This window comes from Stenotrophomonas sp. GD03654, assembly GCF_029845105.1.
Lineage (GTDB): Bacteria > Pseudomonadota > Gammaproteobacteria > Xanthomonadales > Xanthomonadaceae > Stenotrophomonas > Stenotrophomonas africana.
This window is the reverse complement of sequence record NZ_JAOCLC010000048.1, coordinates 15,587-41,694: the sequence shown is the minus strand read 5'-3', so window position 1 is coordinate 41,694 and position 26,108 is coordinate 15,587. Positions and strand designations below refer to the sequence as shown.

Sequence of the window (26,108 nt, the reverse complement as noted above, 5' to 3'; positions counted from 1 at the left end):
ATCCGAACTGATCGAAATCCTTGCGCGCCGCCAGGCGCACCTGAAGGCCGATGATGTCGATCTGGCGGTGAAGTCGTTGCTGGAAATGATGGGCGGATCGCTGTCCGCCGGGGATCGCATCGAAATCCGTGGTTTCGGCAGCTTTTCGCTGCACTATCGTCCGCCGCGCCTGGGTCGCAACCCGAAGACCGGCGAATCGGTTGCCCTGCCGGGCAAGCATGTCCCCCATTTCAAGCCGGGCAAGGAACTGCGCGAGCGGGTCAGCAGTGTGCTGCCGCTGGACGCCGATCCGGCCTGAGCCCCGTCGCGCCACCGCGTGCGAATCCAGCCGCGAGTCGGATAAGCTACGGACTCCTGCCACTGGAGCTGTCGCATGAAGGTTTTTCGTCTGCTGGTCCTGCTGGCGGTCCTGATCCTTGGGCTGATCATTGGTGCGGTCAACATGACCGCAATGTCGATCAACCTGCTGTTTACCCAATTGAACACCTCCGTCGGTGTGGCGCTGATTGCCGCCCTGCTGATCGGTGTCGTGGTCGGTGCCGGTCTGGTGCTGGTGAGCGTGGTCATTCCGCTCTACAGCCAGTTGCGCCGCGCCAACAAGTCCGTGGCGGCCACGCCGGCCGCAGGCGTTTCCCCCCAATCTTTTGATGGACGTTGATCGAAGATGGATTTCGTCACCGAGTGGTTCTGGTTCTTTCTGTTCGTTCCGTTGGCTGCACTGGCCGGGTGGGTGATCGGACGGCGTGGCGGTCAACGTCACGGTGACAACCAGGTGAGCCGACTGTCCAGCACCTACTTCCGCGGTCTGAACTACCTGCTCAACGAACAGCCGGACAAGGCCATCGAGCTGTTCCTGCACATCGCCGAGCTGGACAAGGAAACCTTCGAGACCCAGGTCGCGCTGGGCCACCTGTTCCGCCGTCGCGGTGAGGTGGATCGCGCGATCCGCCTGCACCAGGGCCTGGTCAACCGCCATGACCTGAGCGATGCACAGCGCGTGCAGGCCCTGCTGGCGCTGGGCGAGGACTACATGAAGTCCGGTCTGCTGGACCGCGCCGAGACCGTGTTCACCGAGCTGGCGCAGCTGGACCAGCGTGCACCGCAGGCGCTGAAGCACCTGATCGGCATCTACCAGGCCGAGCGCGACTGGGAAAAGGCGATCGACAATGCCACCCGCTTCGAAGACGTGACCGGCGAGCCGATGGGCAAGCTGATCGGGCAGTTCGAATGCGAGCTGGCCGAGCGTTTCCGCGGCGCCGGCAAGCTGGAAGAGGCGAGGGCGGCGATCGCTCGTGCCTACCAGGCCGATGCCATGTCGGTACGCGCGGGCATCATCGAAGGGCGCCTGGAGACGGATGCGGGCAACGCCGAAGCCGCCGTGCGTGCGTTCGAGCGCGCCGCGCGCAACGACCCCGAGTATCTGCCGGAGTTGCTGCCCGCATTGATGCAGAACTATCGCAAGGTCGGTGATCTCGGTGGCGCGCGTGCCTTCCTTTCGGAGATGACCGAGCACTACCGTGGCATTGCGCCGGTGCTGGCATTGACCCGTCTGATGGAAGAGCAGGAGGGCGTGGCCCCGGCCCGTGCCTACCTCGGTCGCCAGCTGAAAGATCGTCCGTCGGTACGTGGCGAGTCCGCGCTGATCGACCTGACGCTGGCCGAAGGCGCCGATTCCACCGCCACCCTGCACGACCTCAAGCACATCACCGATCAGCTGCTGGTGCGCAACCCTGCTTATCGCTGCACCCGCTGTGGATTCGGTGCACGCACTCACCACTGGCAGTGCCCGAGCTGCAAGGAGTGGGGCACGGTCAAGCCGCTGCTGAATTACGCGGTGCTCTGATCCATGCCGTGGCTCGTGATGGGCGCGCTGCTGGGGCTGGCCCTGCTGAGTGCGGCGCTGACGTGGGCTGCGCGGGGCTATGCCCTGCGCCAGCAGTTGATGGACCAGCCGGGCGAGCGTCGCAGCCATAGCGTGGCGACCCCGCGCGGCGGCGGCATCGCCATCGTCATCAGCCTCCTGGTCACTGCGGGCGTGGCGATGTGGATCTGGCCCGCAGCAATGCCGAGCCTGCTGCTTGTCAGTCTGGGACTGGTGCTGGTGGCGGGTATCGGCTGGTGGGACGACCACAGGCCGCTGCCGGCCATGCGCCGTCTGATGGTGCATTTCATTGCTGCCGCACTGCTGGCCGCACTGGTAAAGGTGCACGGTGGCAGCTGGCTGCTGGCCGTGCTGGTGCTGCTGTTCACTGCCTCGTTGATCAACATCTGGAACTTCATGGATGGCATCAACGGCATTGCCGCCAGCCAGGCTGTCGTGGTCGCGCTGGGCCTGGCACCAGTGCTGCCCTGGCCGTACTCGCTTGCGGCCGTGGCCCTCGGTCTGGCCTGCCTGGGTTTTCTGCCGTTCAACTTCCCACGGGCGCGGATCTTCATGGGTGATGTCGGAAGTGGCGCACTGGGATATGCGGTTGCCGTCGTTCTGGCGATCGCAAGCCTGAAGACCGATATCCACTGGATCCTGTTGCTGGTGCCGGCCTCGACGTTCCTCGTGGACGCAGGCTTCACGCTGCTGGCGCGCATCATTTCAGGGCAACGCTGGATGGAACCCCATACCCAGCACGTCTACCAGCGGGCGGTGCAGGCAGGAGCCAGCCATGCCCAGGTGACAGGGATGTACTTTGCTTTGGGCCTGTTCAGTATTACAGTGCTTAATGTCTGCTCGAATTTGCAGCCGAGGTGGGAGGCTGTCGTGGCGATCGCGTGGTTCATTGCGCTGATCGCCCTCTGGCTCTTCCTGCGCAATGGATTGCGTCACCGACAAGGAACTACCTGACTTATGGCTTCACCCTGGCGGGACAGAATTCTCGGCCTGATGCCGCGTTCGGCCATCGTCTGCCACGACCTGTTCATGGTCTGGGCATGCTGGCAGCTGCTCCACGCGGGGCGGTACTCGATCCTCCCCAACGCGCCGGCGCTGCCCCTCTGGAATGTCGATACCACGCTGGTGCTGCTGCTGCAGGGCCTGGTGTTCTGGCGCGTGGGCCTGTATCGCGGCCTGTGGCGTTTCGCCAGCGTCAGCGACCTGCTGAACATCTTCAAGGCCAGCTTCATCGGCCTGGTCGGCATCGTGCTGGTACTGATGTGGAAGCGCTTCGATGGCGTTCCGATGTCGGTGCTGGTGATCTATCCGTTCGCGCTGTCGGCGCTGCTGGGCGCGCCGCGGCTGCTGTACCGGGCCTGGAAGGACTATCAGGCGCTGCAGTCGGATTCCAGCGCACGCCGGGTATTGATCCTGGGCGCCGGGCAGGCGGCTGAAACCCTGGTCCGTGACCTGCGCCGTTCCGGCAACTTCGAGCCGGTCGGTCTGCTGGATGATGCACCGCACCTGCGTGGCGCCAAGCTGCAGGGGCTGCCCATCCTCGGCAGCCTGGATGATGCCCCGGCAGTGGTCCGCGAGACCGCCGCCAAGCTGCTGGTGATCGCCATGCCCTCGCTGGACGCCGCAGGCATGCAACGGGTGGTTGCCATCTGTGAAAGCACCGGCGTGCCGTTCCGGACCGTGCCCAAGCTCAGCGACATCCTGCAGGGCCAGTCGCTGCCGGGCCAGCTGAAGGAAGTGGCGATCGAGGACCTGCTCGGCCGCAAGCCGATCACCCCGGACTGGAGCCTCATCCGAGGCTGGCTGGGCGGGCGTACCGTGATGGTGACCGGCGCCGGCGGTTCGATTGGTTCGGAGCTGTGCCGCCAGTGTGCGCGCCATGGCGCCGGCCGCATCATCCTGCTGGAGATGAGTGAACTGCTGCTGCTGACCATCGAGGGTGAGCTGCGCCGCAGTTTCCCCGATGTCGAGATCGAAGCGGTACTGGGTGACTGCGGTGACCCGGCGGTGATCCGCCATGCGCTGTCGCTGCATCCGGTCGATACCGCCTTCCATGCCGCGGCCTACAAGCATGTGCCGGTGCTTGAGCGGCAGCTGCGCGAAGCCGTGCGCAACAACATCCTGGCGACCGAGAACGTGGCGCGCGCCTGCCTTGAGGCCCGTGTCGAACATTTCGTGTTCATCTCCACCGACAAGGCGGTCGACCCGGTCAATGCGCTGGGTGCCAGCAAGCGCTACGCCGAGATGATCTGCCAGAGCCTGGACCAGAGGTCCACGCATACCCGTTTCGTCACGGTGCGCTTCGGTAACGTGCTGGCCTCGGCCGGCAGCGTGGTCCCGCTGTTCCGCGAACAGATCCTGCGTGGCGGGCCGGTGACGGTCACCGATCCGGAAGTCAGCCGCTACTTCATGACGATTCCCGAGGCCTGCCAGCTGATCCTGCAGGCGGCCGCCTCGGCGTCGCACGGTGCGATCTACACGCTGGACATGGGCGAGCCGGTGCCGATCCGGCTGCTGGCCGAGCAGATGATCCGCCTGGCAGGCAAGCAGCCGTACAAGGACATCCCGATCATCTATACCGGCCTGCGTCCGGGCGAGAAGCTGCACGAGACGCTGTTCTATTCGGACGAAGATTACCGCGCCACCGCGCACCCGAAGATCCTCGAGGCCGGTGTACGCATGTTCTCGCGCGATCTGGTGCTGGGTAACGTGCCGCGCCTGCGCGAAGCGGTGTGCAGCTACGACACCGACACCATCAAGGAAGTCCTGTTCGCGACGATGCCGGAGTTCTCACCGATCGAACAGGATGCTTACATTTCATCCGCTAAAGTCGTGCCCTTTCCGGCACGTGAGGCCAACAGGCACCAATGAGCAAGCGAATTCGCAAGGCAGTTTTTCCAGTGGCAGGGCTAGGGACGCGCTTTTTACCGGCAACCAAGACGGTGCCGAAGGAAATGCTGCCGATCATTGATCGTCCGCTGATCCAGTACGCTGTGGATGAAGCGATCGAAGCGGGCTGCGACACCCTGGTGTTCATCACCAACCGCTACAAGCATGCAGTTGCCGACTACTTCGACAAGGCCTACGAACTGGAGCAGAAGCTCGAGCGTGCCGGCAAGCAGGAGCAGCTGGAGCTGATCCGTCACGTGCTGCCCAACGGCGTGCGTGCGGTTTTCGTAACCCAGGCCGAGGCGCTGGGCCTGGGCCATGCGGTGCTGTGTGCGAAGGCCGTGATCGGTGACGAGCCGTTCGCGGTACTGCTGCCGGACGACCTGATCTGGAACCGCGGTGCTGGTGCGCTGAAGCAGATGGCCGATCTCAACGAAGCCAGTGGCGCCAGTGTCATTGCCGTTGAAGATGTGCCGCACGACAAGACCGCCAGCTACGGCATCGTCGCGACCGAGGCCTTCGATGGCCGCAAGGGACGCATTTCGCAGATCGTGGAGAAGCCGAAGCCGGAGGACGCCCCGAGCGACCTGGCGGTGGTCGGACGCTACGTGCTGAGCCCGAAGATCTTCGAGCTGCTGGAGCAGACCGGCAGCGGTGCCGGCGGCGAGATCCAGCTGACCGATGCGATCGCGCAGCTGCTGAAGACCGAAGAGGTGGATGCCTATCGTTTCGAGGGCACCCGCTTCGACTGCGGCACGCACCTGGGGCTGGTGGAAGCGACGATCCGCTTCGCGCTGGACAACCCGAAGCTGGCCGGCCCGGCGCGGGAGAAACTGACGGCGATGTTGGCGGAATAAGGTTTATCAAGCGCTCCGTTCGCGGCGCCTTGATTGATACGTGGGGGAGGGGGCGGATGGCCCTCTCCAAAACACGCCAAAGCCCTTCCATGGTGCTCGATGGCGCCATCCATGGCGCCAACGGTTTTGGAGAGGGCCATCCGCCCCCTCTCGACAGTTTCCGTGCGGCGCGGACGGGATGGGCGGAATCAAAGGCAGAAGCACAATCAAAAAAGGCAGCCTCTGGCTGCCTTTTTTGATTGTTGGGGTCAGATCCCTTTGCGCAGCAAAGGGCTCTGACCCCGGCCTTTGACCCTGCCTTTGCTCACCCCTCCGCCGCGCGGAATGTTGGGTGGCGCGGGTGGGTGAGGCTGACCGGGACTGTCAGCGGCATGGATGCCGCTGCCAAGCCCCCAGGGACGGGTTTACGGCGTGTCCCGGGCAGCCTCACCCACCCGGGCCCCACAGCCAACCAACAATCAGCCGGCAACGCTTTGAACCTTACAGCGCCTCGAAAATACCCGCTGCGCCCATGCCGGTGCCGATGCACATCGTCACCATGCCGTACTTCTGCTGGCGACGACGCAGACCGTGCAGAAGGGTCGCGGTACGGATCGCGCCGGTCGCACCCAGCGGGTGGCCCAGGGCGATTGCGCCACCCAGCGGGTTGACCTTGCTCGGGTCCAGGCCGCAATCGCGGATCACCGCCAGCGACTGCGCGGCGAACGCTTCGTTCAGTTCAATCCAGTCCAGCTGGTCCTGGGTCAGGCCGGCCTGCTTCAGGGCCTTGGGAATCGCGGCAATCGGGCCGATGCCCATCACTTCCGGGCGCACGCCGGCCACCGAGAAGCTGACGAAGCGGGCCAGCGGGGTCAGGCCGTAATCCTTGATCGCCTGCTCCGACGCCAGCAGCACGGCGCCGGCGCCATCGCTCATCTGCGACGAGTTGCCGGCGGTGACGGTGCCGCCGAACTGACCGTTGCGGAACACCGGGCGCAGCTTGGCCAGGCCTTCAGCGGACGAATCCGGGCGCGGGCCTTCGTCGGTGTCGGCGATCTTGTTGCGGGTGATGATGCGCTGGCCATCGGCCAGGTCCGGCAGGTGCGAGACGATCTCGTACGGGCTGATCTCGTCCTTGAACTCGCCGTTCTGGATGGCGGCCATGGCCTTCTGGTGCGAGGCCAGGGCGAAGGCGTCCTGGTCTTCGCGCGAGACCTTCCACTCTTCGGCGACCTTCTCGGCGGTGATGCCCATGCCGTAGGCGATGGCCACGTGGTCGTTGTCGAACACGCTCGGCGCCATCGCGATCTTGTTGCCCATCATCGGCACCATCGACATCGACTCGGTGCCGCCGGCCAGCATCAGGTCGGCATTGCCCAGGCGGATCGCGTCGGCGGCCTGCGCCACGGCCTGCAGGCCGGAGGAGCAGAAGCGGTTCACGGTCTGCGCGGCGATGGTGTTCGGCAGGCCGGCCAGCAGCACGCCGATGCGTGCCACGTTCATGCCCTGCTCGGCTTCCGGCATGGCGCAGCCGATGATCGCGTCATCGATGCGGTTGACGTCCACGCCCGGTGCCTGCGCGACGACGCTGCGCAGCACGTGGGCCAGCATGTCATCGGGGCGGGTGTTGCGGAACATGCCCTTGGGCGCCTTGCCAACCGGGGTGCGGGTGGCGGCGACGATGTAGGCGTCCTGGATTTGCTTGGTCATTGCAGTGATCTCTCGAATAGGGTTTGTAGAGTCGAGCCATGCTCGACTGCCACATCAGGGAGTGCCGACCAACGGTCGGCACCCACCAAAAGCAGGGAGGGGCGATCAGTTACGCAGCGGCTTGCCGGTCTTCAGCATGTGCGCGATGCGGGCCTGGGTCTTTTCCTGCTGGGCCAGTTCGACGAAGTGCTTGCGCTCCAGGGTCAGCAGCCACTCTTCGTCCACCAGGGTGCCGCGGTCGACCTTGCCGCCACACAGCACGGTGGCGATGCGCTCGGCAATCTCGTAGTCGTACGGGCTGATGAAGCGGCCTTCCAGCATGTTGACCAGCATCATCTTGAAGGTGGCGATACCCACGTCACCGGCGACCTGGATGCGGCGTGCCGGCAGCGGCGGGCGGTAGCCCGCTTCGGCCAGGGCGCGTGCTTCGGCCTTGGCGATGTGCAGGGCCTCGTAGCTGTTGAACACCACCTTGTCGGTGCTGCGCAGCAGGCCCAGTTCCTTGGCGTTGACCGCCGAGTTGGACACCTTGGCCATCGCCACGGTCTCGAAGGTCTTCTTCAGTTCCGCGAACACGTCACCGCCCGGGCCCGCGGCCTGCGAGGCGCGCACGGCCAGTTCCTTCAGGCCACCACCGGCCGGCAGCAGGCCGACGCCGGCCTCGACCAGGCCGATGTAGCTTTCCAGGAAGGCTACGGTCTTGGCGCTGTGCATCTGGAACTCGCAGCCGCCACCCAGCGCCAGGCCGCGCACGGCGGCCACCACCGGCACCAGCGAGTACTTGATGCGCTGGCTGGTGCGCTGGAAGTTGTGCACCATCTCTTCGAACTGGTCGACCTTGCCGGCCTGCAGCAGGCCGAGCGCGCCGGCCAGGTCGGCACCGGCGGAGAACGGTTCCTTCTGCTGCCAGATCACCAGGCCCTGGAAATCCTTCTCGGCGCGGCTCACGCATTCCTGCAGGCCATCAAGCACCTGGTCGGACACGGTGTTCATCTTGGTCTTGAAGCTGACCACGGCGATGCCATCACCGTCGTGCCACATGCGCAGGCCGTCGTTCTCGAACACGGTCTCGCCCGGCGCGAACTTTTCGCCCAGCAGCGGATCGGGGAAACGCTGGCGCTGGTACACCGGCAGCGACGAGCGCGGCAGCTTGGCGTTGCGCGACGGGCTGTAGCTGCCTTCGGCGGCGTGCACGCCGTCGCGGCCATCGAACACCCAGTCCGGCAGCGGGGCGTTGCTCATGCTCTTGCCGGCCACGATGTCATCGGCGATCCACTGCGCGACCTGCTTCCAGCCGGCGGCCTGCCAGGTTTCGAACGGGCCCAGCGACCAGCCGTAGCCCCAGCGGATGGCCAGGTCGACGTCGCGCGCGGTCTCGGCGATGTCGGCCAGGTGGTAGGCGCTGTAGTGGAACAGATCGCGGAAGGTCGCCCACAGGAACTGCGCCTGCGGGTGCTGGCTCTCGCGTAGCTTGGCGAACTTCTCGGCCGGGTTTTTGATCTTCAGGATCTCGACCACTTCCGGTGCGGCGGTGCGGTCGGCCGGGCGGTAGTCCTGCTTCTCCAGGTCGAGCACGACGATGTCCTTGCCGACCTTGCGGAAGATGCCGGCACCGGTCTTCTGGCCCAGTGCGCCCTTGGAAATCAGCGCGTCCAGCCACTTCGGCGACTTGAAGAACTCATGCCACGGGTCGTTCGGCAGGGTGTCGCCCATGGTCTTGATGACGTGGGCCATGGTGTCCAGGCCGACCACGTCGGAGGTGCGGTAGGTGGCCGACTTCGGGCGGCCGACCAGCGGGCCGGTCAGGCCGTCCACTTCATCGAAGCCCAGGCCGAACTGCTGGGTGTGGTAAATGGTGGACAGGATCGAGAACACGCCGATGCGGTTGCCGATGAAGTTCGGGGTGTCCTTGGCGTACACCACGCCCTTGCCCAGGGTGGTGACCAGGAATGCTTCCAGGCCTTCCAGCACGGCGGCATCGGTGGTGGTGGCCGGGATCAGCTCGGCCAGGTGCATGTAGCGCGGCGGGTTGAAGAAGTGCACGCCGCAGAAGCGGTGACGCAGCTGCTCGGGCAGCACGTCGGCCAGCTTGTTGATGCCCAGGCCCGAGGTGTTGGAGGCCAGCACCGCGTGGTCGGCCACGAACGGCGCGATCTTCTTGTACAGGTCCTGCTTCCAGTCCATGCGCTCGGCAATGGCCTCGATGATCAGGTCGCAGTCCTTCAACTGTTCCAGGCCCGACTCATAGTTGGCCGGGGTGATGGCTTCGGCCAGCGACTTGCTGGCCAGCGGCGCCGGGCTCAGCTTGCCCAGGTTGGCGATCGCCTTCAGCACGATGCCGTCGGCCGGACCTTCCTTGGCAGGCAGGTCGAACAGCACGGTGTCGACGCCAGCGTTGGTGAGGTGGGCGGCGATCTGGGCACCCATGACGCCGGCACCCAGCACGGCGGCGCGGCGGACTAGCAGGGAATTGGACATGGTGTAGGGCCTTTGTTGGTCAGCAGTTACTGGGTGGAATCAAGGGAAGCGGGCAGGGCGCTGGCGCGTGCGGCGGCGCGGAACCCGGCTTCGGCGAAATGGATCAGTTCGTGGGCGGCATGGGCACGATGCGCCGCTTCGGTGACACCGGCGGGACGCTTGATCAGCCCGAAGTCGGCCATGGCATAGGTGAGCGAGCCGGCCAGGAAATCCAGGCGCCAGTACAGCTCCTCCTTGCTCAGGTCGGGCACGCATTCGCCGATGGCCTTGCCGAACGCACGCAGCACGTGGCCGTAGTGGTCGGACAGGAACTTGCGCAGGTTGTCGTTCTTTTCGGCGTATGCGCGGGCGATCACGCGCACGAAGGCGCCGCCGTTCTGGCGGTCCTGGGCCAGCGCCAGCGCCGGCTCGACGAAGGCGGCCAGCACCGGGCGCAGCTGCCCGGGGTGTTCGCTGCGGGCGCGCTCCAGCTGCGCCAGGCGCGCGCCGGTCATCTCGTCCATGCGGCGGCGGAAGACTTCGTTGACCAGGTTTTCCTTGGAGCCGAAGTGGTAGTTGACCGCTGCGATGTTGACGTCGGCCTGGCTGGTCACCTGGCGCAGCGAGGTGCCGGCGAAGCCGTGCTGTGCGAACAGCTCCTCGGCCGCGCCGAGGATGCGGTCCTTGGTCGAGAAGTGGGCGGGTTTGGCCATCGGCGGGCGGACCTTAATCAAACGATTGTTTGATACTAGGACCAGACGGTACCGTATGGCATTTTGCAGTGCAGCAAAACCGGCCGGCCCGGTCAGATTTCACTCAGGTGGGTGAATGGGGTAGTGCCGGCCGCTCCGAGGTTGAATGGCGTCCAAGGCCGGCCAGCGGCCGGCACTACCACGCCAGCGCTTTATCTTTTACAATTCGCCTACGTTTATCAGGCTAAGCCCGCGTCCCGACGCGGGTTTTTTTCATGTTACCCTTCGGGCCATCAGCGGCCCGATTCCATTGGAGACATCCCATGGCGCTGGAGCGCACCCTTTCGATCATCAAGCCGGACGCCGTTGCCAAGAACGTCATCGGCGAAATCTACGCCCGCTTCGAGAAGGCCGGCCTGAAGGTCGTGGCCGCCAAGTACAAGCAGCTGTCGCGCCGTGAAGCCGAAGGCTTCTACGCCGTGCACCGCGAGCGTCCGTTCTTCAACGCGCTGGTCGAGTTCATGATCTCCGGCCCGGTGATGATCCAGGCCCTGGAAGGCGAGAACGCCGTCCTGGCCCACCGCGACCTGCTGGGCGCCACCAACCCGAAGGAAGCCGCTGCGGGCACCATCCGCGCCGACTTCGCCGAATCCATCGATGCCAACGCCGCCCACGGCTCGGACTCGGTCGAGAATGCCGCGATTGAAATCGCCTACTTCTTCGCCGCCACCGAAGTCGTCTCGCGCTGAGAGTAATGCCGTGAACGAGGTCGTACAGTCCCCCGCCATCCAGCCGCTGCCGAAGTCGGCACCCACGGCTGGCAAGCAGAACCTGCTCGACCTCGATCGCGCGGGCCTGGAGAAGTTTTTCGTCGAGATTCTTGGCGAAAAGAAGTTCCGTGCCCATCAGGTGATGAAGTGGATCCACCATCGCTACGTCACCGACTTCGATGAAATGACCGACCTCGGCAAGGTTCTGCGCGCCAAGCTGCAGGCCCATGCCGAGGTGCTGGTTCCCAACATCGTGTTCGACAAGCCCTCCGCCGACGGCACCCACAAGTGGCTGCTGGCGATGGGCGTGGATGGCAAGAACGCCATCGAGACCGTGTACATCCCGGACAAGACCCGCGGCACGCTGTGCGTGTCCTCGCAGGTCGGTTGCGGCCTGAACTGCACGTTCTGCTCCACTGCTACCCAGGGCTTCAACCGCAACCTGACCACTGCCGAGATCATCGGCCAGGTGTGGGTTGCCGCGCGTCATCTGGGCAACGTGCCGCACCAGATGCGCCGCCTCACCAACGTGGTGATGATGGGCATGGGCGAGCCGCTGATGAATTTCGACAACGTCGTGCGCGCCATGAGCGTGATGCGCGACGACCTGGGCTACGGCCTGGCCAACAAGCGCGTGACCCTGTCGACCTCCGGCCTGGTGCCGCAGATCGACCGCCTGTCTGCCGAAAGCGACGTGTCGCTGGCGGTGTCGCTGCATGCGCCGAACGACGCGCTGCGCGAGACCCTGGTGCCGCTCAACAAGAAGTACCCGATCGCCGAGCTGATGGCCTCGTGCGCACGCTACCTGCGCGCCAACAAGCGCCGCGAATCGGTCACCTTCGAATACACCCTGATGAAGGGCATCAACGACAAGCCCGAGCATGCCCGCGAGCTGGCCCGCCTGATGCGCCAGTTCGACAACGCGGTGCAGGCCAAGGATTCGGGCAAGGTCAACCTGATTCCCTTCAACCCGTTCCCGGGTACCCGCTACGAGCGTTCGGAAGAAGCGCATATCCGCGCCTTCCAGAAGATCCTGCTCGACAGCAACGTGCTGACCATGGTCCGCCGCACCCGTGGCGACGACATCGACGCCGCCTGTGGCCAGCTCAAGGGCCAGGTGATGGACCGCACCCGCCGCCAGGCGGAGTTCAACAAGACGCTGCAGGCGGGGAAGGGGAGCGATGCCGCGGCCTGACCGCCTCTGGCTGGTTCTGTTCGCAGGCGTGCTGGCCGTTGCGGTCGGCGGCTGCAAATCCCAACCCAAGGCCAAGCTGGGCCCCAGCGAGGCGCCGGTCTACTCGGTCCGTGATCCGGACAGCGTGCGGCGTCAGGTGCGCCTGCAGGACCTGCTGGCACTGGCCGCCCGCGACATCCAGGTCGGCAACCTCGATGCGGCCGAACGCAAGGCGCGCGAGGCGCTGAAGCTGGCCCCTGAATCTCCCGATGCGCTGGTGCTGCTGGCGGGCATCGACGAGCGCCGTGGCCGTACCCAGCAGGCTGGCGAGAGCTTCCGCAGGGCTGCCGAACAGGCGCCGCAGCGCGGGGACATCCTCAACAACTACGGCGCGTGGCTGTGCCAGCAGGGCCGGCCGGCCGAGTCGCTGGTCTGGTTCGATCGTGCGCTGCAGGCGCCGGGCTACGCCACGCCGGCCGAGTCCCAGGCCAATGCCGGGGGCTGTGCGCTGGATGCCGGCCAGTTCGAACGTGCCGAGCGCGACCTGCGTGCGGCGCTGGCGACGCTGCCCGGAAACCCGGTCGCGCTGGAGGCGATGGCCCAGCTCAGCTTCCGCCAGGGCCGCTTCATGGAGGCCCGGGCCTTCGCCGAACGTAGGATTGCGGCTGCACCCGCAACGCGTTCCGTGTTACAACTTGCGTCTCAAATCGAAGCGCGGCTGGGTGATCGGGCGGCATCTGATCGCTATCTTCAGCGGATTCGAAAGGAATTTCCGCAGGACGCGGGCTCCTAAACTCCAGGGTTGATGCATTGTGATTGATGACCAGACTGTGAGCGCTCTCGAGACTGCGGCCGGCTGCGGCACCCGCCTGCGCCAGGCCCGTGAGGCGGCCGGACTGACCCTCGAAGATGTCGGCTCGCGCCTGCGCATGCCGGTCCAGGTGGTCAGGTCGCTGGAAGAAGAACAATGGCAGAAGCTCGGCGCACCGGTGTTCGTGCGCGGTCAGCTGCGCAGCTATGCGCGCCTGCTCAACGTGGACGTGGGGCAGCTGCTGGAGCAGGCCCAGGTCGGGCCGGTGGTGCCGCCCACCCTGGTCAGCCATACCCATACCCCGCGTGCGCGCCGTATTGCCGAGAACCTTGGCCGGCGCATGCTCTATGTCGGCATCACCGCGGTGCTGGCCGTGCCGGTGTGGTTCGCCACCCGCGGTCACTTCGATGGCAGTGCCACCCCGTCGCCGAACACGGCCTCGCTGGATGCGATCCCGGCCGCCGTGCCGGTGACCCCGTCTGCCGCAGGCGTTGAGCCGACGGCACCGGCTGATGTGGCGGGCGTTCCGGCCAGCAAGCCGGCCGCGACCCCGTACGTGGCCTCGCTGGCCCCGGTGCCGCGTTCGGCCCCGGCGCCGGCCGCGGTCGGCAACACGCTGGAAATGCAGTTCAGCGGTGACAGCTGGGTTGATATCGGCGGTCCGGACGGTGGCACCGTCGAGAAGGCGCTGATCAAGTCCGGCGAAAGCCGCAGCTTCACCCCGGGCCAGGTGACCCGGGTGACCCTGGGCAACGCATCGGCGGTCCAGGTTCAGCAGAACGGCGCTATCGTCGATCTGACCCCCTACCAGCGAGCCAACGTGGCACGCTTTCAGGTATCCTCTGAAGGCTCCGTAGTCCCGGTTTCGCACTGAGGCGCGGTTTCACCACCTTCGATTAATCCCAATGGTCCCTCCCGACGGGCGGGGCGAGAGTACGCATGGCGATCGACGATCTGCTCGACGAGCACGAACAAAGTGAACGCGTCCGCAGCTGGCTGCGGAAGAATGGCGCCAGCATCCTCGGTGGCGTAGCCATCGCGATCGGTGTCATTGCCGGCTGGCAGTGGTACCAGAAGGATCAGGGCGGCAAGCTGGCCTCGGCCAATGTCGAGTACCAGAAGGCGCTGGTCGGCCTGCAGCAGAACAAGCTCGACGACGCTGCCAAGGCAGTGAAGGCGCTCGAAGCCGGCCCGTCCAGCATCTATGGCGACCTCGCGGCGCTGCAGCTGGCTAAGGCCCAGGTCGACGCCGGCAAGAATGAAGAAGCGCTGGCCACCCTGCGCGCCGTGAAGGTTGAAGGTGACCTGCAGCGCGTGGTCGACCAGCGTGTGGCCCGCCTGCTGGTGGCCACCGGCAAGAGCGACGAGGCGATCAAGCTGCTGGGCAGCGCCACCGACAGCAGCAGCCTGGAAATCCATGGCGACGCGCTGCTGGCGCAGGGCAAGCGTGATGATGCCCGTGCACAGTACGAGAAGGCGTTGAAGTCGCTGGACGTGGCAGCGCCGCAGCGGCGCCTGCTGGAAACCAAGGTTATGGATGCCGGCGGCACGGTCGCCGCCCCTGCGGAGTCGGTTTGATGAGTCAGAAGGTCATGATCACCCGCGTCGCCACCGTGCTCCTGATGGGCATGGCCCTGACCGGCTGCAGCACCATGAAGGGCTGGTTCGCCGGCAAGGACGCGGCAGCGAAGAAGGCCCAGGAGCCGGCTGAGCTGGTCAAGTTCGAGCCGAGCGTGAAGGTCAACAAGGCCTGGTCGGTCAACCTCGGTAAGGGCGAGCGCCGCATCGGCGTGCGCCAGGGCCCGGCTGTCGCCAACGGCCATGTGTTCGCTGCGGCGATCACCGGCGGCGTGCACGCCATCGACCTGCAGACCGGCAAGAAGGTCTGGACCTGGGAGCCGACCAAGGAAAAGAAGAAGCCGAAGCTGCGCCTGTCCGGCGGCCCGGGTGTCGGTGAGAACCTGGTCGTGATCGGCACGCTGGATGGCCAGGTCATCGCCCTGGACATCAACGATGGCAGCGAGAAGTGGCGCGCCCGTGTTCCGGGTGAAGTGATTGCGGCGCCGGCCGTGGCCCAGGGCCTGGTGTTCGTGCGCAGCAATGATGGCCGCATCACCGCCTTCGATGCCGGCAACGGCACCCAGAAGTGGTTCAACCCGAGCGAGCTGCCGGCGCTGACGGTGCGCGGCAACGCGCCGGTGGTCACCGGCCCGGGCGTGCTGTTCATCGGCAAGGACGAAGGCGCGGTTGCCGCGCTCGCCATGCAGGATGGCCGTACCCTGTGGGAGCAGAACCTGGGCAACGGCGAAGGCCGTACCGAGCTGGAGCGCATGGCCGACGTCGACGGCGCCCCGGTGCTGGAGGGCAATACCCTCTACGTGAGCAGCTTCAAGAACCAGACCATGGCCATCGAAGGCCCGACCGGTCGCCCGCTGTGGGCGCGCGACCATGGCGGTGCAGGTGGCGTGGCGGTGTCGTCGGGCAATGTGTTCGTCACCGACAACAAGGGTGGCGTGTTCGGCCTGGACAAGGCGACCGGCGCCGCCATGTGGTCGCAGACCGAGCTGGCGCGTCGATCGCTGACCGGTCCGGCGCTGCACGGCGATTACGTGGTCGTCGGCGACTACAAGGGATACGTGCACTGGTTGAAGACCTCCGATGGTGCGATGGCGGCACGGGCAAAAAGTGGCGGCGACGCCCTGCTGGCCCAGCCGGTCGTCGTAGACGGGGTGCTGCTGGTGCAGAACGTTGATGGCAAGCTGACCGCCTTCCGGTTGGCAAATTAAAAATTGGAGTAATCGCGATGCTGCCTTTGGTCGCCCTGGTTGGACGGCCGAATGTCGGCAAGTCGACTATTTTCAATGCGCTTACGCGCACCCGTGACGCGCTGGTCCATGACCAGCCCGGCGTCACCCGCGACCGCAACTACGGCGTCTGTCGTCTGGACGAGGACAATCATTTCCTCGTCGTCGACACTGGCGGTATCGCGGAAGAGGAAGAGGGTCTGGCAGGGGCTACCACCCGCCAGGCCCGCGCTGCTGCGGCGGAAGCCGACCTGATCCTGTTCGTGGTCGATGCCCGTGAGGGTACCTCGGCGATGGATGACGAGATCCTGGCCTGGCTGCGCAAGCTGTCGCGCCCGACGCTGCTGCTGATCAACAAGATCGACGGCACCGACGAGGACACCGTGCGTTCGGAGTTCGCCCGTTACGGCTTCGGCGAGATGCTGACCGTGTCGGCTGCGCATCGCCAGGGTCTGGACGACCTGCTGGACGAAGTGATCCAGCGCCTGCCGGAAGAGGGCAGTGGCGAAGAGCTGGACAACGATCCGAACCGCATCCGCATCGCCTTCGTCGGCCGCCCGAACGTGGGCAAGTCGACCCTGGTCAACCGCATCCTCGGCGAGGAGCGCATGATCGCCTCCGACGTGCCGGGCACCACCCGCGACTCGATCGCAGTGGACCTGGAGCGCGACGGCCGCGAGTACCGCCTGATCGATACCGCCGGCCTGCGCCGTCGTTCGCGCGTGGACGAGGTCGTCGAGAAGTTCTCGGTGGTCAAGACCATGCAGTCGATCGAGCAGTGCCAGGTAGCCGTGTTGATGCTCGACGCCACCGAAGGCGTGACCGACCAGGACGCTACCGTGCTCGGTGCCGTGCTCGACGCCGGTCGCGCGCTGGTGATCGCCATCAACAAGTGGGATGGCCTGACCGAGTACCAGCGCGAGCAGGCCGAAACCATGCTGTCGCTGAAGCTGGGCTTCGTGCCGTGGGCCGAGTCCGTGCGCATCTCGGCCAAGCATGGCTCGGGCCTGCGCGAGCTGTTCCGTGCGGTGCACCGCGCGCACGAATCGGCGAACAAGACCTTCACCACCAGCGAAGTGAACAAGGCGCTGGAAGTGGCCTACGAGACCAATCCGCCGCCGACCATCCGCGGCCACGTCTCCAAGCTGCGTTACGTGCACCCGGCCGGCGCGAACCCGCCGACCTTCATCGTGCACGGCACGCGCCTGAAGGAGCTGCAGGAATCGTACAAGCGCTACCTGGAGAACTTCTTCCGCAAACGCTTCAAGCTGATCGGCACGCCAGTGAGCTTCATCTTCCGCGAGGGTACCAACCCGTACGAGGGCAAGAAGAACGTCCTCACCGAGCGGCAGGTCAAGGCCAAGCGGCGCTTGATGAAGCACGTCAAGGGCAAGTGATGTAGAAATAGGCGGCCTGAGGGCCGCCTTTTTCGTTGTGGTGCATGCGCGGCCGCCTTGCTCAGGCGTGGCCCCACGGCAACAGCACGCCACGGAACCTCATTCTTCCCGACGAAAGCCGATCATAGGCTTCGGTCGCGCGGTCCAGATCAAAGGTCTCGACCATCGGTTTCACCTTGCCGGCAGCGGCAAGCTGCAGCACTTCGCTGAGGTAGTGCTGGCCACCATGGGTGGCGCCGATCACACGCTGGCGCATCATGTGGAACGGCACGCCCTCGGACGAGATCGAGAACGGCTGGCTGAAGTCCAGGCCGCACAGCACAACGCGCCCGTCGACACGCAGGCCGGTCATCGCTTCTTCGGCCGAGCTGAATTCATTGGTGGTCACCAGCAGCACATCAGCGCCGCCGATGGCTCTCAATTCCTTGCCATTGGCCACGACCTGGTCGGCGCCTAGCTGCAGGGCAAGCGCATGCTTGTCTGCGGAATGGGTGATGGCGATGGTCTCGAAGCCACAGGCCTTGGACAGCTGCAGGGCGACATGGCCCAGTCCACCGATACCCAGTACCGCGATCTTCTCCCGTGGCTGGGGCGCCGCATCACGCAGTCCGCTCCAGGTGGTGTAGCCGGCACACATCATCGGCGCCGCGTCCACGTAGGAAAGGCCGTCAGGCAGCAGTACCGTGCCTTCGGCGGAGATGGCGATGTACTGCGCATGGCCACCTTGGGCGGCGAAGCCGGTGGTGCGAGGTGCATCGCAGTTCATCGCGGTCTGTCCGGACAAGGGGCGATTCTCGCGGCAGTAGGGGCATCGGCCGCACGCGGACTGGACCCATGAGGTGCCCACGCGATCACCCACCCGCCGCGTGTGCACGCCCGCGCCTACTTCCACGACCTCGCCGACCACTTCATGCCCCGGGGTCTGCGGGTAGATGTCGCCGCCATAGCCCTGGGTTGCCCAGACGTCCGTGTAGCACATGCCCGATGCGTGGACCTTGACCAGTACCTGGCCCGGTTCGATCACGGGCATCGGCACGGCCTGTACCTGCCACGGCGCATTCGGCCCGGTCATCACAACCGCTTTCATCGTTTTCATCGTCTTGATCCTGTCCCGGTGGGTGAGCGCCGAGGGCCTGTGCCCACGGGCAACCAGAAGCGTAGAATCGGTTGACTATCAAGACAATCGCTTCAATATTTCATAATATGGTGAAGGGAATTCAGCAGTCCAGCGGTGGTGATCTGACCCCCTTCACCGCGTTCCTGGCGGTGGCGGCGCATCGCAGCTTCCGCAGCGCGGCGGCAGAATTGAACATCACCCCGTCGGCAATCAGCCATGCGATCAAGGCGCTCGAGCAGCGGCTGGGCGCGCGCCTGTTCAACCGCACCACGCGCAGCGTCTCGCTGACCGACGCCGGGGAGCGCCTGGCGGAAAAGCTGCGGCCGGCCATGGCCTCGATCGAGGAGGCCCTGCAGTCCGTGGATTCCCAAGCGGGCACGCCGCGTGGCACGGTCCGCATCAACGCCAGTGAGGGCGCCATACGGCTCGTACTGAAGCCGGTGCTTGCGCGGTTCCTGCGCCAGTATCCGCAGGTCCACCTGGACATCGTCAGTGACGGCAGGCTGGGCGATATTGTTTCGGACGGTTTCGATGCGGGTATCCGCCTGACCGAAGCGGTGCCGCGGGACATGGTCGCGATAGCGGTGACCGCGCCCATGCGGTTCGCGGCAGTTGCCTCGCCGGCGTACCTGCAGGCGCGTGGCCGGCCACTGCGGCCGCTGGATCTGCATCAGCACGACTGCATTCGTTTCCGCTTCGAAAGTGGGGCGATCTACCGGTGGGAGTTCGAGCGTCAAGGCGCCGCCGAGCGGGTGAACGTCTCCGGGCCGATCACGCTGACGGACCAGCCGTTGATGGTCGACGCGGCCATTGAAGGTATCGGCATTGCCTTCGTTCCCGAGCATCTGGCACTGGAGCCGTTGGCCGACGGCCGCCTGCTGCGCCTGCTTGAGGACGGGTGTCCTGAATTTCCTGGCCTCTCGCTGTACTACCCGGGCCATCGGCATGTGCCGCCCGGGCTGAAAGCGCTGATCGGTCTTCTTCAGGAACAGCACGGCGGGCGCGGACAGCGCGCATAGCGCCGGGCATTGGTCAAGGCAAGGCAGAACGGCCTGCGCGATAATGCGGACATGAGCATCCAAGAGCTTTCCCCCGCGCAGGCACGTGAGCGCCTGGCCCATGGCGCCGTGCTGATTGATGTGCGCGAAGCGCACGAACGGGCGGGCGGCATGGCCGAAGGCGCGCGCGGCGTGGCCAAGGGCCAGCTGCAGGCCGACCCGGCCGCGCATCTGCCGCGGCACGACCAGGAGATCCTGCTGATCTGCCAGAGCGGCAAGCGCTCGGCCGATGCCGCGCAGTTCCTACTGGAGGCCGGGTACACCCGCGTCGCTTCCGTGACGGGCGGTACCGTGGCCTGGCGCGAGCAGTCGCTGCCGCTGGTGCAGCCGGTGGCCAGCGCCGCCGACCGCGACTTCTACGACCGCTACTCGCGCCACCTGCTGCTGCCGCAGGTGGGCGAGGCCGGCCAGCGCCGACTGCAGCAATCACGCGTGCTGGTGCTGGGCGCGGGTGGGCTGGGCGCGCCGGCCGGCTTCTACCTTGCTGCGGCTGGGGTGGGGCACCTGCGCTTCGCCGACCATGACCGCGTGGAGCGCAGCAACCTGCACCGGCAGATCGTGCATACCGAAGCCAGCGTGGGCCAGCTCAAGGTCGATTCCGCACGCGAGCGTCTGCTGGCGCTGAACCCGTCGATCGAGGTCGAGGCCGTGCCCGAGCGGGTCACCTCCGAGAACGTGGATGCGCTGCTGGACGGCGTGGACGTGGTGCTGGACGGCTCGGACAACTTCCCGCTGCGCTACCTGCTCAACGACGCCTGCATCAAGCACGCCACGCCGCTGGTGTACGCCGCCATCGAGCGCTTCGACGGCCAGGTAAGCGTGTTTGACGCCGGTCGCCAGCGCGGCGTGGCGCCGTGCTACCGCTGCCTGTTCCCCGAGCCGCCGCCGCCGGAGTTTGCGCCGAACTGTTCCGAGGCCGGCGTGCTGGGGGTGCTGCCCGGGCTGGCCGGCGTGCTGCAGGCGACCGAGGTGCTGAAGCTGCTGCTGGACATCGGCGAACCATTGGTCGGCCGCCTGCTGCGCTTCGATGCACTGGGCATGCGCTTCCGCGAGACCGGCATCCGGCCGGACCCGCATTGCCCGGTGTGCGCGCCGGGCGCGCCGTTCCCGGGGTATATCGATTACGCCGCGTTCTGCCGGGGTGGGTGAGGCTGGCCGGGGCGTCATCCGCGCATGGCGTGGATCTACTGTAGAGCCGAGCCCGTGCTCGGCTGCTTTTCGCACATAGCAGAAGCAGCCGAGCGTGGGCTCGGCTCTACAGTCACGTGCATGGTTTCGGGATGATGCGCGGGGTTTCTCCTGGCATCGTTCTACTTCCAAGACAATCCGGCGCAACATGCGTGCTATTGCCGTCATCGGCATTGCTCTATTGTTGAACCCGATTCTGGATCTTGGGGAACACACCGCATGGCGGTAGAAGCAGCGACCAGCGAGCTGGTCAAGGTCGTGGCCCTGCTGGGCGCGGCGGTGGTGATGGTGCCCTTGTTCCGCCGGGCCGGCCTGGGCTCGGTGCTGGGCTACTTCGCCGCTGGCCTGGCGATCGGACCGTTCGGGCTGGGCTGGTTCTCCGACCCGCAGGCCATCCTGCATACCGCCGAGCTCGGCGTGGTGATGTTCCTGTTCGTGATCGGCCTGGAAATGCGGCCCTCGCACCTGTGGAGCCTGCGCAAGGAAATCTTCGGGCTGGGCACGCTGCAGATCGTCACCTGTGCGCTGGTACTGACCAGCATCGCCAAGCTGTTCGGCCTGCCGTGGCAGGTGGCCTTCATCGGTGCCACCGGCTTCGTGCTCACCTCCACCGCGGTGGTGATGCAGCTGCTGGCCGAGCGCGGCGACATCGCGCTGCCGTCGGGGCAGAAGATCGTTTCGATCCTGCTGTTCGAAGACCTGCTGATCGTGCCGTTGCTGGCGCTGGTGGCCTGGATGGGCCCGAGCGCGGGCAGCGCCGATGGCGAGGGCTCGCGCTGGCTGTCGGTGGCGATCGGCGTGGGCGCCATCGTTGGCCTGGTGCTGGTCGGCCGCTTCCTGCTCAATCCGTTGTTCCGCGTGCTGGCCGAATCAAAGGCGCGCGAGGTGATGACCGCCGCCGCGCTGCTGGTGGTGCTGGGTGCCGCACTGCTGATGCAGCTGTCCGGCCTGTCGATGGCGATGGGCGCGTTCCTGGCCGGCGTGCTGCTGAGCGAATCGACCTTCCGCCACCAGATCGAAGCAGACATCGAACCGTTCCGCGGCATCCTGCTTGGCCTGTTCTTCCTCAGCGTAGGCATGGCGCTGGACCTGGGCGTGGTGGCTGGCAACTGGCAGCTGATCCTGGGCCTGGTGCTGGCGTTGATGGCGGCCAAGGCGCTGTGCATCTACGTGGTGGCGCGCATCATGGGCAGCGACCACGCACAGGCGCTGGACCGCGGCGTGCTGATGGCGCAGGGCGGCGAGTTCGCCTTCGTGCTGTTCTCGGCTGCCGCCTCGGCCGGCGTGATCAACCTGGAGATCAATGCCAACTTCACCGCCGTGGTGGTGCTGTCGATGGCGCTGACCCCGCTGGTGGTGCTGGTCTACAAGCGCATCGCACCGAAGCCGACGGTGAACATGGACGGCGTGGACGAGGCCGAGGGCCTGTCCGGCAGCGTGCTGCTGATCGGCTTCGGCCGCTTCGGTCAGGTCGCCAGCCAGTCGCTGCTGGCGCGCGACGTGGACGTGACCATCATCGACAACGATGTGGAGATGATCCAGAGCGCGGCGCGCTTCGGCTTCAAGATTTACTACGGCGATGGCACGCGGTTGGATGTATTGCATGCTTCGGGTGCGGCCACCGCACGTGCGATTGCGGTGTGCGTGGACAAGGCCGAGGCCGCCGACCGCATCGTCGAGCTGGTGGCGCACGAGTTCCCGCAGGCCAAGCTGATGGTGCGCTCGTTCGACCGCGAACATTCGCTGCGGCTGATCCATGCCGGTGTCGATTTCCAGATCCGCGAGACGTTCGAGTCGGCGGTGCTGTTCGGCCAGGCCGCGCTGGTGGAGCTGGGTGCGGACGAAGACGATGCGGTGGAGATTGCCGAGCAGATCCGTCGCCGCGATGCCGAGCGCTTCGAGCTGGAAATTGCCGGTGGTGGTCTGAATGCCGGCGCGCGGATGATCTACGGCAACAGCCCGCAGGGCGTACCGACGCCGACGCCGTTCACCGCGCCGAAGCGGGCAAGCAAGACGTTGAACCCGCAGGACGTGCCGGAAGAGGAAGAGTAGAGCCGAGCCCATGCTCGGCTTGCTCTTCGGTCAGGTTGCGATAAAGCCGCGCTACGCGCGTGAGCCGAGCGTAGGCTCGGCTCTACAAGGACGGGTCGGTCGGCTGTAGAGCCGAGCTCATGCTCGGCTTGCTCTTCGGTCAGGTTGCGAAAAAGCCGCGCTGCGCGCGTGAGCCGAGCGTAGGCTCGGCTCTACAAGGGCGGGCCGGTCGGCTGTAGAGCCGAGCCCATGCTCGGCTTGCGCTTCGGTGAGGTTGCGATAAAGCCGCGCTGCGCGCGTGAGCCGAGCGTAGCCTCGGCTCTACAGGGGCGGGTCGGTCGGTGCCGTGGCGGTGGGCGAGGGGGCCTGAATCGGGGACAATAGCGTCCCCGCCGCCGCCGTCCCCCGCTCCCGATGACCGATTCCGTCCCCCAGCATCCTGCCCGCATCCTCGATGGCCGCCGTATCGCCGAGGACCTGCTCGACAGCCTGAAGGTGCGCGTCGACGCCCGCGTGGCCGCCGGCGGCAGCCGCCCGGGCCTGGCCGTGGTGCTGGTCGGTGGCGACCCGGCCTCGACCGTGTACGTGCGCAACAAGCGCCGTGCCGCCGAGAAGGTCGGCATCGAAGCACATGACTACGACCTGCCGGCCGGTACCACCGAAGCCGAACTGCTCGACCTGATCGACCAGCTCAACGCCGATCCGAAGATCAACGGCATCCTGATCCAGCTGCCGCTGCCGGGCATCCCCGATGCGCGCCGGCTGATCCAGCGCATCGACCCGCGCAAGGACGTGGACGGCTTCCACCCGGAAAACGTCGGCCACCTGGCCCTGCGCGAGTTCGGCCTGCGCCCGTGCACCCCGCGCGGCATCACCACGCTGCTGGGCCACACCGACCAGCCGGTGCGCGGCCGCAACGCCACCATCGTGGGCGTGAGCAACCACGTCGGCCGCCCGATGGGCCTGGAGCTGCTGATTGCCGGCTGCACCGTGACCAGCTGCCACAAGTTCACCCCCAAGGACGTGCTGGAGCAGGCCGTGCGCAACGCCGACATCCTGGTGGTGGCGGTGGGCCGCCCCGGCATCGTGCCGGGTGAGTGGGTGAAGCCGGGCGCGGTGGTGATCGACGTCGGTATCAACCGCCTGGACGACGGCCGCCTGGTGGGCGACGTGGGGTTTGAAGCGGCCGCCCAGCGGGCGAGCTGGATCACCCCGGTGCCGGGCGGCGTGGGCCCGATGACCGTGGCCACGCTGATGCAGAACACCCTGGAAGCGGCAGAAGCGCTGAGCTGACCTTTGGGGCGGGTGCCGACCGTTGGCCTGCTCCTGGTAGGTGCCAACCGTGGTTGGCACACATCCATCAGGGCCATCGGCCCATCTGGAGTGCCGGTGCCGGACGGATCGTGCCAACCACGGTTGGCACCTACCAAAGGCAGTTCCAGGACTGGCCCGAGTGATCCTCTTAAGGTGGGTGCCGACCGTTGGTCGGCAAAATGCCGGGGCAGGCCAATGACCCGCTCCTGGTAGGTGCCAACCTGGGTTGGCACATCCATCGGGGTCATCGGCCCATCTGGGGTCCAGGTGCCGGACGGGCCGTGCCAACCAAGGTTGGCACCTACCAAGGGCGGTATGCCGTCGGCTCCGACGCCGCCCTGAACCAATCACCGCCCGCGCGACACTGCGTCGCATCTACCCCCTGCCACAGGGCGCAAAAACAGGGTAAAATGTCGCGCTTCCCCACATCTCGGGTATGCCGATGCTGCGCATCCAGGCTGAAGCACTCACTTACGACGACGTCTCGCTCGTCCCCGCCCATTCGACCATCCTGCCCAAGGACGTCAACCTCGAAACGCGGTTGACGCGCGACCTGAAGCTGAAGCTTCCGATCCTGTCCGCAGCCATGGATACCGTCACCGAAGCCCGCCTGGCCATCGCCATGGCCCAGCTCGGCGGCATGGGCATCATCCACAAGAATCTCAGCCTGGAACAGCAGGCCGCGGAAGTGGCCAAGGTCAAGAAGTTCGAGGCCGGTGTCATCCGCGACCCAATCACCGTCGGCCCGGAAACCACCATCCGCGACGTGCTGGCCCTGACCCAGGCGCACAATATCTCCGGCGTGCCGGTGGTGGGCAGCGACGGCCAGCTGGCCGGCATCGTGACCCATCGCGACATGCGCTTCGAGACCGAGCTGGACGATCCGGTCCGCCACATCATGACCAAGAAGGATCGCCTGATCACGGTCAAGGAAGGCGCCGCGTCCGACGAAGTGCTGCAGCTGCTGCACCGCAACCGCATCGAAAAGGTGCTGGTGGTCAATGATTCGTTCGAACTGCGTGGCCTGATCACCGTCAAGGACATCCAGAAGAACACCGACTTCCCCAACGCGGCCAAGGATCTGTCGACCCGCCTGCTGGTCGGCGCTGCCGTCGGCGTGGGTGGCGATACCGATCGCCGCGTGGAAGCACTGGTCGCCGCCGGCGTGGACGTGATCGTGGTTGATACCGCGCACGGCCACTCGCAGGGCGTGTTGGACCGCGTCAGCTGGGTCAAGAAGAACTTCCCGAACGTGCAGGTCATCGGTGGCAACATCTGCACCGGCGAAGCCGCACTGGCGCTGCTGGACAGCGGCGCGGATGCCGTGAAGGTCGGCATCGGCCCGGGCTCGATCTGCACCACCCGCGTCGTCGCCGGCGTCGGCGTGCCGCAGGTCACCGCCATTGATCTGGTGGCCGAAGCCCTGCAGGACCGCATCCCGCTGATCGCCGACGGTGGCATCCGCTACTCGGGCGACATCGGCAAGGCGCTGGCCGCCGGTGCCTCGACCATCATGGTCGGTGGCCTGCTGGCCGGTACCGAGGAATCGCCGGGCGAGACCGAGCTGTACCAGGGCCGTTCGTACAAGAGCTACCGCGGCATGGGTTCGCTGGCTGCCATGGAGAAGGGGTCGAAGGACCGCTACTTCCAGGACGCCGCCACCGCCGACAAGCTGGTGCCGGAAGGCATCGAAGGTCGCGTGCCGTACCGCGGCCCGGTGGGCGGCATCATCCACCAGCTGATGGGCGGCCTGCGCGCCACCATGGGCTACGTGGGCTGCGCCACCATCGAAGACATGCGCAGCAAGCCCAAGTTCGTGAAGATCAGCGGCGCCGGCCAGCGTGAGAGCCACGTCCACGACGTGACCATCACCAAAGAGCCGCCGAACTACCGCGCCTGATGCGCTTGCGAACTGCTCTTGCGATTACGGGCAGCCTGCTGATGGCAGGCTGTTCGTTGTCCGAACCGCCGCCGCGCT

At 66.1% G+C, this 26,108-nt stretch carries 22 protein-coding genes; 18 read left to right on the top strand and 4 right to left on the bottom strand.

The window, feature by feature from the left end:
• The 6 genes from N5J73_RS16825 to galU all read left to right on the top strand — a co-directional run.
• Positions 1–298 (top strand): integration host factor subunit beta (locus tag N5J73_RS16825; RefSeq protein ID WP_279937493.1); only part of this gene is annotated, 298 nt, incomplete at its 5' end.
• Positions 299–373: 75 nt separating this feature from the next.
• Positions 374–658, top strand: a complete 285-nt coding sequence (locus N5J73_RS16820; protein ID WP_049447858.1) for a lipopolysaccharide assembly protein LapA domain-containing protein — start codon at positions 374–376, stop codon at positions 656–658.
• Between the two features lie 6 nt (positions 659–664).
• On the top strand, positions 665–1,843 hold the full coding sequence (lapB, locus tag N5J73_RS16815) for a lipopolysaccharide assembly protein LapB (RefSeq protein ID WP_049447859.1): 1,179 nt from the start codon (positions 665–667) through the stop codon (positions 1,841–1,843).
• 3 nt (positions 1,844–1,846) lie between these two features.
• On the top strand, positions 1,847–2,836 hold the full coding sequence (locus tag N5J73_RS16810; protein ID WP_049447860.1) for a glycosyltransferase family 4 protein: 990 nt from the start codon (positions 1,847–1,849) through the stop codon (positions 2,834–2,836).
• Positions 2,837–2,839: 3 nt separating this feature from the next.
• Positions 2,840–4,753: a nucleoside-diphosphate sugar epimerase/dehydratase gene (locus N5J73_RS16805; RefSeq protein ID WP_049447861.1), complete on the top strand. Its 1,914-nt coding sequence runs from the start codon at positions 2,840–2,842 to the stop codon at positions 4,751–4,753.
• Entirely contained in the window at positions 4,750–5,628 is an 879-nt protein-coding gene (gene galU, locus N5J73_RS16800) for a UTP--glucose-1-phosphate uridylyltransferase GalU (RefSeq protein WP_049447862.1), read from the top strand. Before N5J73_RS16805 ends, galU begins: the two co-directional genes overlap by 4 nt.
• A gap of 480 nt (positions 5,629–6,108) precedes the next feature.
• On the opposite strand, the gene N5J73_RS16795 is transcribed toward galU, so the two are convergent.
• From N5J73_RS16795 to N5J73_RS16785, 3 genes are all read right to left on the bottom strand, one after another.
• Positions 6,109–7,317, bottom strand: a complete 1,209-nt coding sequence (locus tag N5J73_RS16795) for an acetyl-CoA C-acyltransferase (protein ID WP_005409292.1) — start codon at positions 7,315–7,317, stop codon at positions 6,109–6,111.
• 105 nt (positions 7,318–7,422) lie between these two features.
• A complete protein-coding gene (locus N5J73_RS16790; protein WP_049447863.1) occupies positions 7,423–9,795 on the bottom strand; it encodes a 3-hydroxyacyl-CoA dehydrogenase/enoyl-CoA hydratase family protein in 2,373 nt (790 codons plus the stop codon).
• 26 nt (positions 9,796–9,821) lie between these two features.
• Positions 9,822–10,487 carry a TetR family transcriptional regulator gene (locus N5J73_RS16785; protein ID WP_049447865.1) on the bottom strand — a complete coding sequence of 222 codons (666 nt, stop codon included), beginning with the start codon at positions 10,485–10,487 and terminating at the stop codon, positions 9,822–9,824.
• A 302-nt stretch (positions 10,488–10,789) separates the two neighbouring features.
• Here N5J73_RS16785 and ndk point away from each other — a divergent pair, with 302 nt between their 5' ends.
• From ndk to der, 7 genes are all read left to right on the top strand, one after another.
• Positions 10,790–11,215: a nucleoside-diphosphate kinase gene (gene ndk / locus N5J73_RS16780; protein ID WP_008265389.1), complete on the top strand. Its 426-nt coding sequence runs from the start codon at positions 10,790–10,792 to the stop codon at positions 11,213–11,215.
• Between the two features lie 10 nt (positions 11,216–11,225).
• Complete coding sequence (rlmN, locus tag N5J73_RS16775; protein WP_049447866.1) at positions 11,226–12,431, top strand: 23S rRNA (adenine(2503)-C(2))-methyltransferase RlmN; 1,206 nt, start codon at positions 11,226–11,228, stop codon at positions 12,429–12,431.
• The gene (gene pilW, locus N5J73_RS16770) at positions 12,418–13,203 is read left to right on the top strand and encodes a type IV pilus biogenesis/stability protein PilW (protein WP_049447867.1); all 786 of its coding nucleotides are present in this window, start codon (positions 12,418–12,420) and stop codon (positions 13,201–13,203) included. The genes rlmN and pilW overlap by 14 nt, the downstream gene beginning before the upstream one ends.
• A gap of 19 nt (positions 13,204–13,222) precedes the next feature.
• Positions 13,223–14,095, top strand: a complete 873-nt coding sequence (locus tag N5J73_RS16765) for a RodZ domain-containing protein (RefSeq protein WP_164078526.1) — start codon at positions 13,223–13,225, stop codon at positions 14,093–14,095.
• 65 nt (positions 14,096–14,160) lie between these two features.
• Positions 14,161–14,799 (top strand): tetratricopeptide repeat protein, encoded by a 639-nt coding sequence (locus N5J73_RS16760; protein WP_049447869.1) that lies wholly within the window; start codon positions 14,161–14,163, stop codon positions 14,797–14,799.
• The gene (bamB, locus tag N5J73_RS16755) at positions 14,799–16,007 is read left to right on the top strand and encodes an outer membrane protein assembly factor BamB (RefSeq protein WP_049447870.1); all 1,209 of its coding nucleotides are present in this window, start codon (positions 14,799–14,801) and stop codon (positions 16,005–16,007) included. The genes N5J73_RS16760 and bamB overlap by 1 nt, the downstream gene beginning before the upstream one ends.
• A gap of 17 nt (positions 16,008–16,024) precedes the next feature.
• Positions 16,025–17,422 (top strand): ribosome biogenesis GTPase Der, encoded by a 1,398-nt coding sequence (der, locus tag N5J73_RS16750; RefSeq protein ID WP_014036905.1) that lies wholly within the window; start codon positions 16,025–16,027, stop codon positions 17,420–17,422.
• 61 nt (positions 17,423–17,483) lie between these two features.
• Here der and N5J73_RS16745 read toward each other — a convergent pair whose 3' ends face one another.
• On the bottom strand, positions 17,484–18,518 hold the full coding sequence (locus N5J73_RS16745) for an alcohol dehydrogenase catalytic domain-containing protein (protein ID WP_080354901.1): 1,035 nt from the start codon (positions 18,516–18,518) through the stop codon (positions 17,484–17,486).
• Positions 18,519–18,625: 107 nt separating this feature from the next.
• Here N5J73_RS16745 and N5J73_RS16740 point away from each other — a divergent pair, with 107 nt between their 5' ends.
• The 5 genes from N5J73_RS16740 to guaB all read left to right on the top strand — a co-directional run bounded on the left by N5J73_RS16740 (position 18,626) and on the right by guaB (position 26,030).
• The gene (locus N5J73_RS16740) at positions 18,626–19,558 is read left to right on the top strand and encodes a LysR family transcriptional regulator (protein WP_164078534.1); all 933 of its coding nucleotides are present in this window, start codon (positions 18,626–18,628) and stop codon (positions 19,556–19,558) included.
• Between the two features lie 51 nt (positions 19,559–19,609).
• On the top strand, positions 19,610–20,746 hold the full coding sequence (moeB, locus tag N5J73_RS16735; protein WP_049447873.1) for a molybdopterin-synthase adenylyltransferase MoeB: 1,137 nt from the start codon (positions 19,610–19,612) through the stop codon (positions 20,744–20,746).
• Positions 20,747–21,004: 258 nt separating this feature from the next.
• Complete coding sequence (locus tag N5J73_RS16730) at positions 21,005–22,837, top strand: monovalent cation:proton antiporter-2 (CPA2) family protein (RefSeq protein WP_049447874.1); 1,833 nt, start codon at positions 21,005–21,007, stop codon at positions 22,835–22,837.
• A 393-nt stretch (positions 22,838–23,230) separates the two neighbouring features.
• Positions 23,231–24,109 carry a bifunctional methylenetetrahydrofolate dehydrogenase/methenyltetrahydrofolate cyclohydrolase FolD gene (folD, locus tag N5J73_RS16725; RefSeq protein WP_049447875.1) on the top strand — a complete coding sequence of 293 codons (879 nt, stop codon included), beginning with the start codon at positions 23,231–23,233 and terminating at the stop codon, positions 24,107–24,109.
• 463 nt (positions 24,110–24,572) lie between these two features.
• Complete coding sequence (gene guaB, locus N5J73_RS16720) at positions 24,573–26,030, top strand: IMP dehydrogenase (RefSeq protein ID WP_005416248.1); 1,458 nt, start codon at positions 24,573–24,575, stop codon at positions 26,028–26,030.
• Positions 26,031–26,108: the final 78 nt, after the last annotated feature.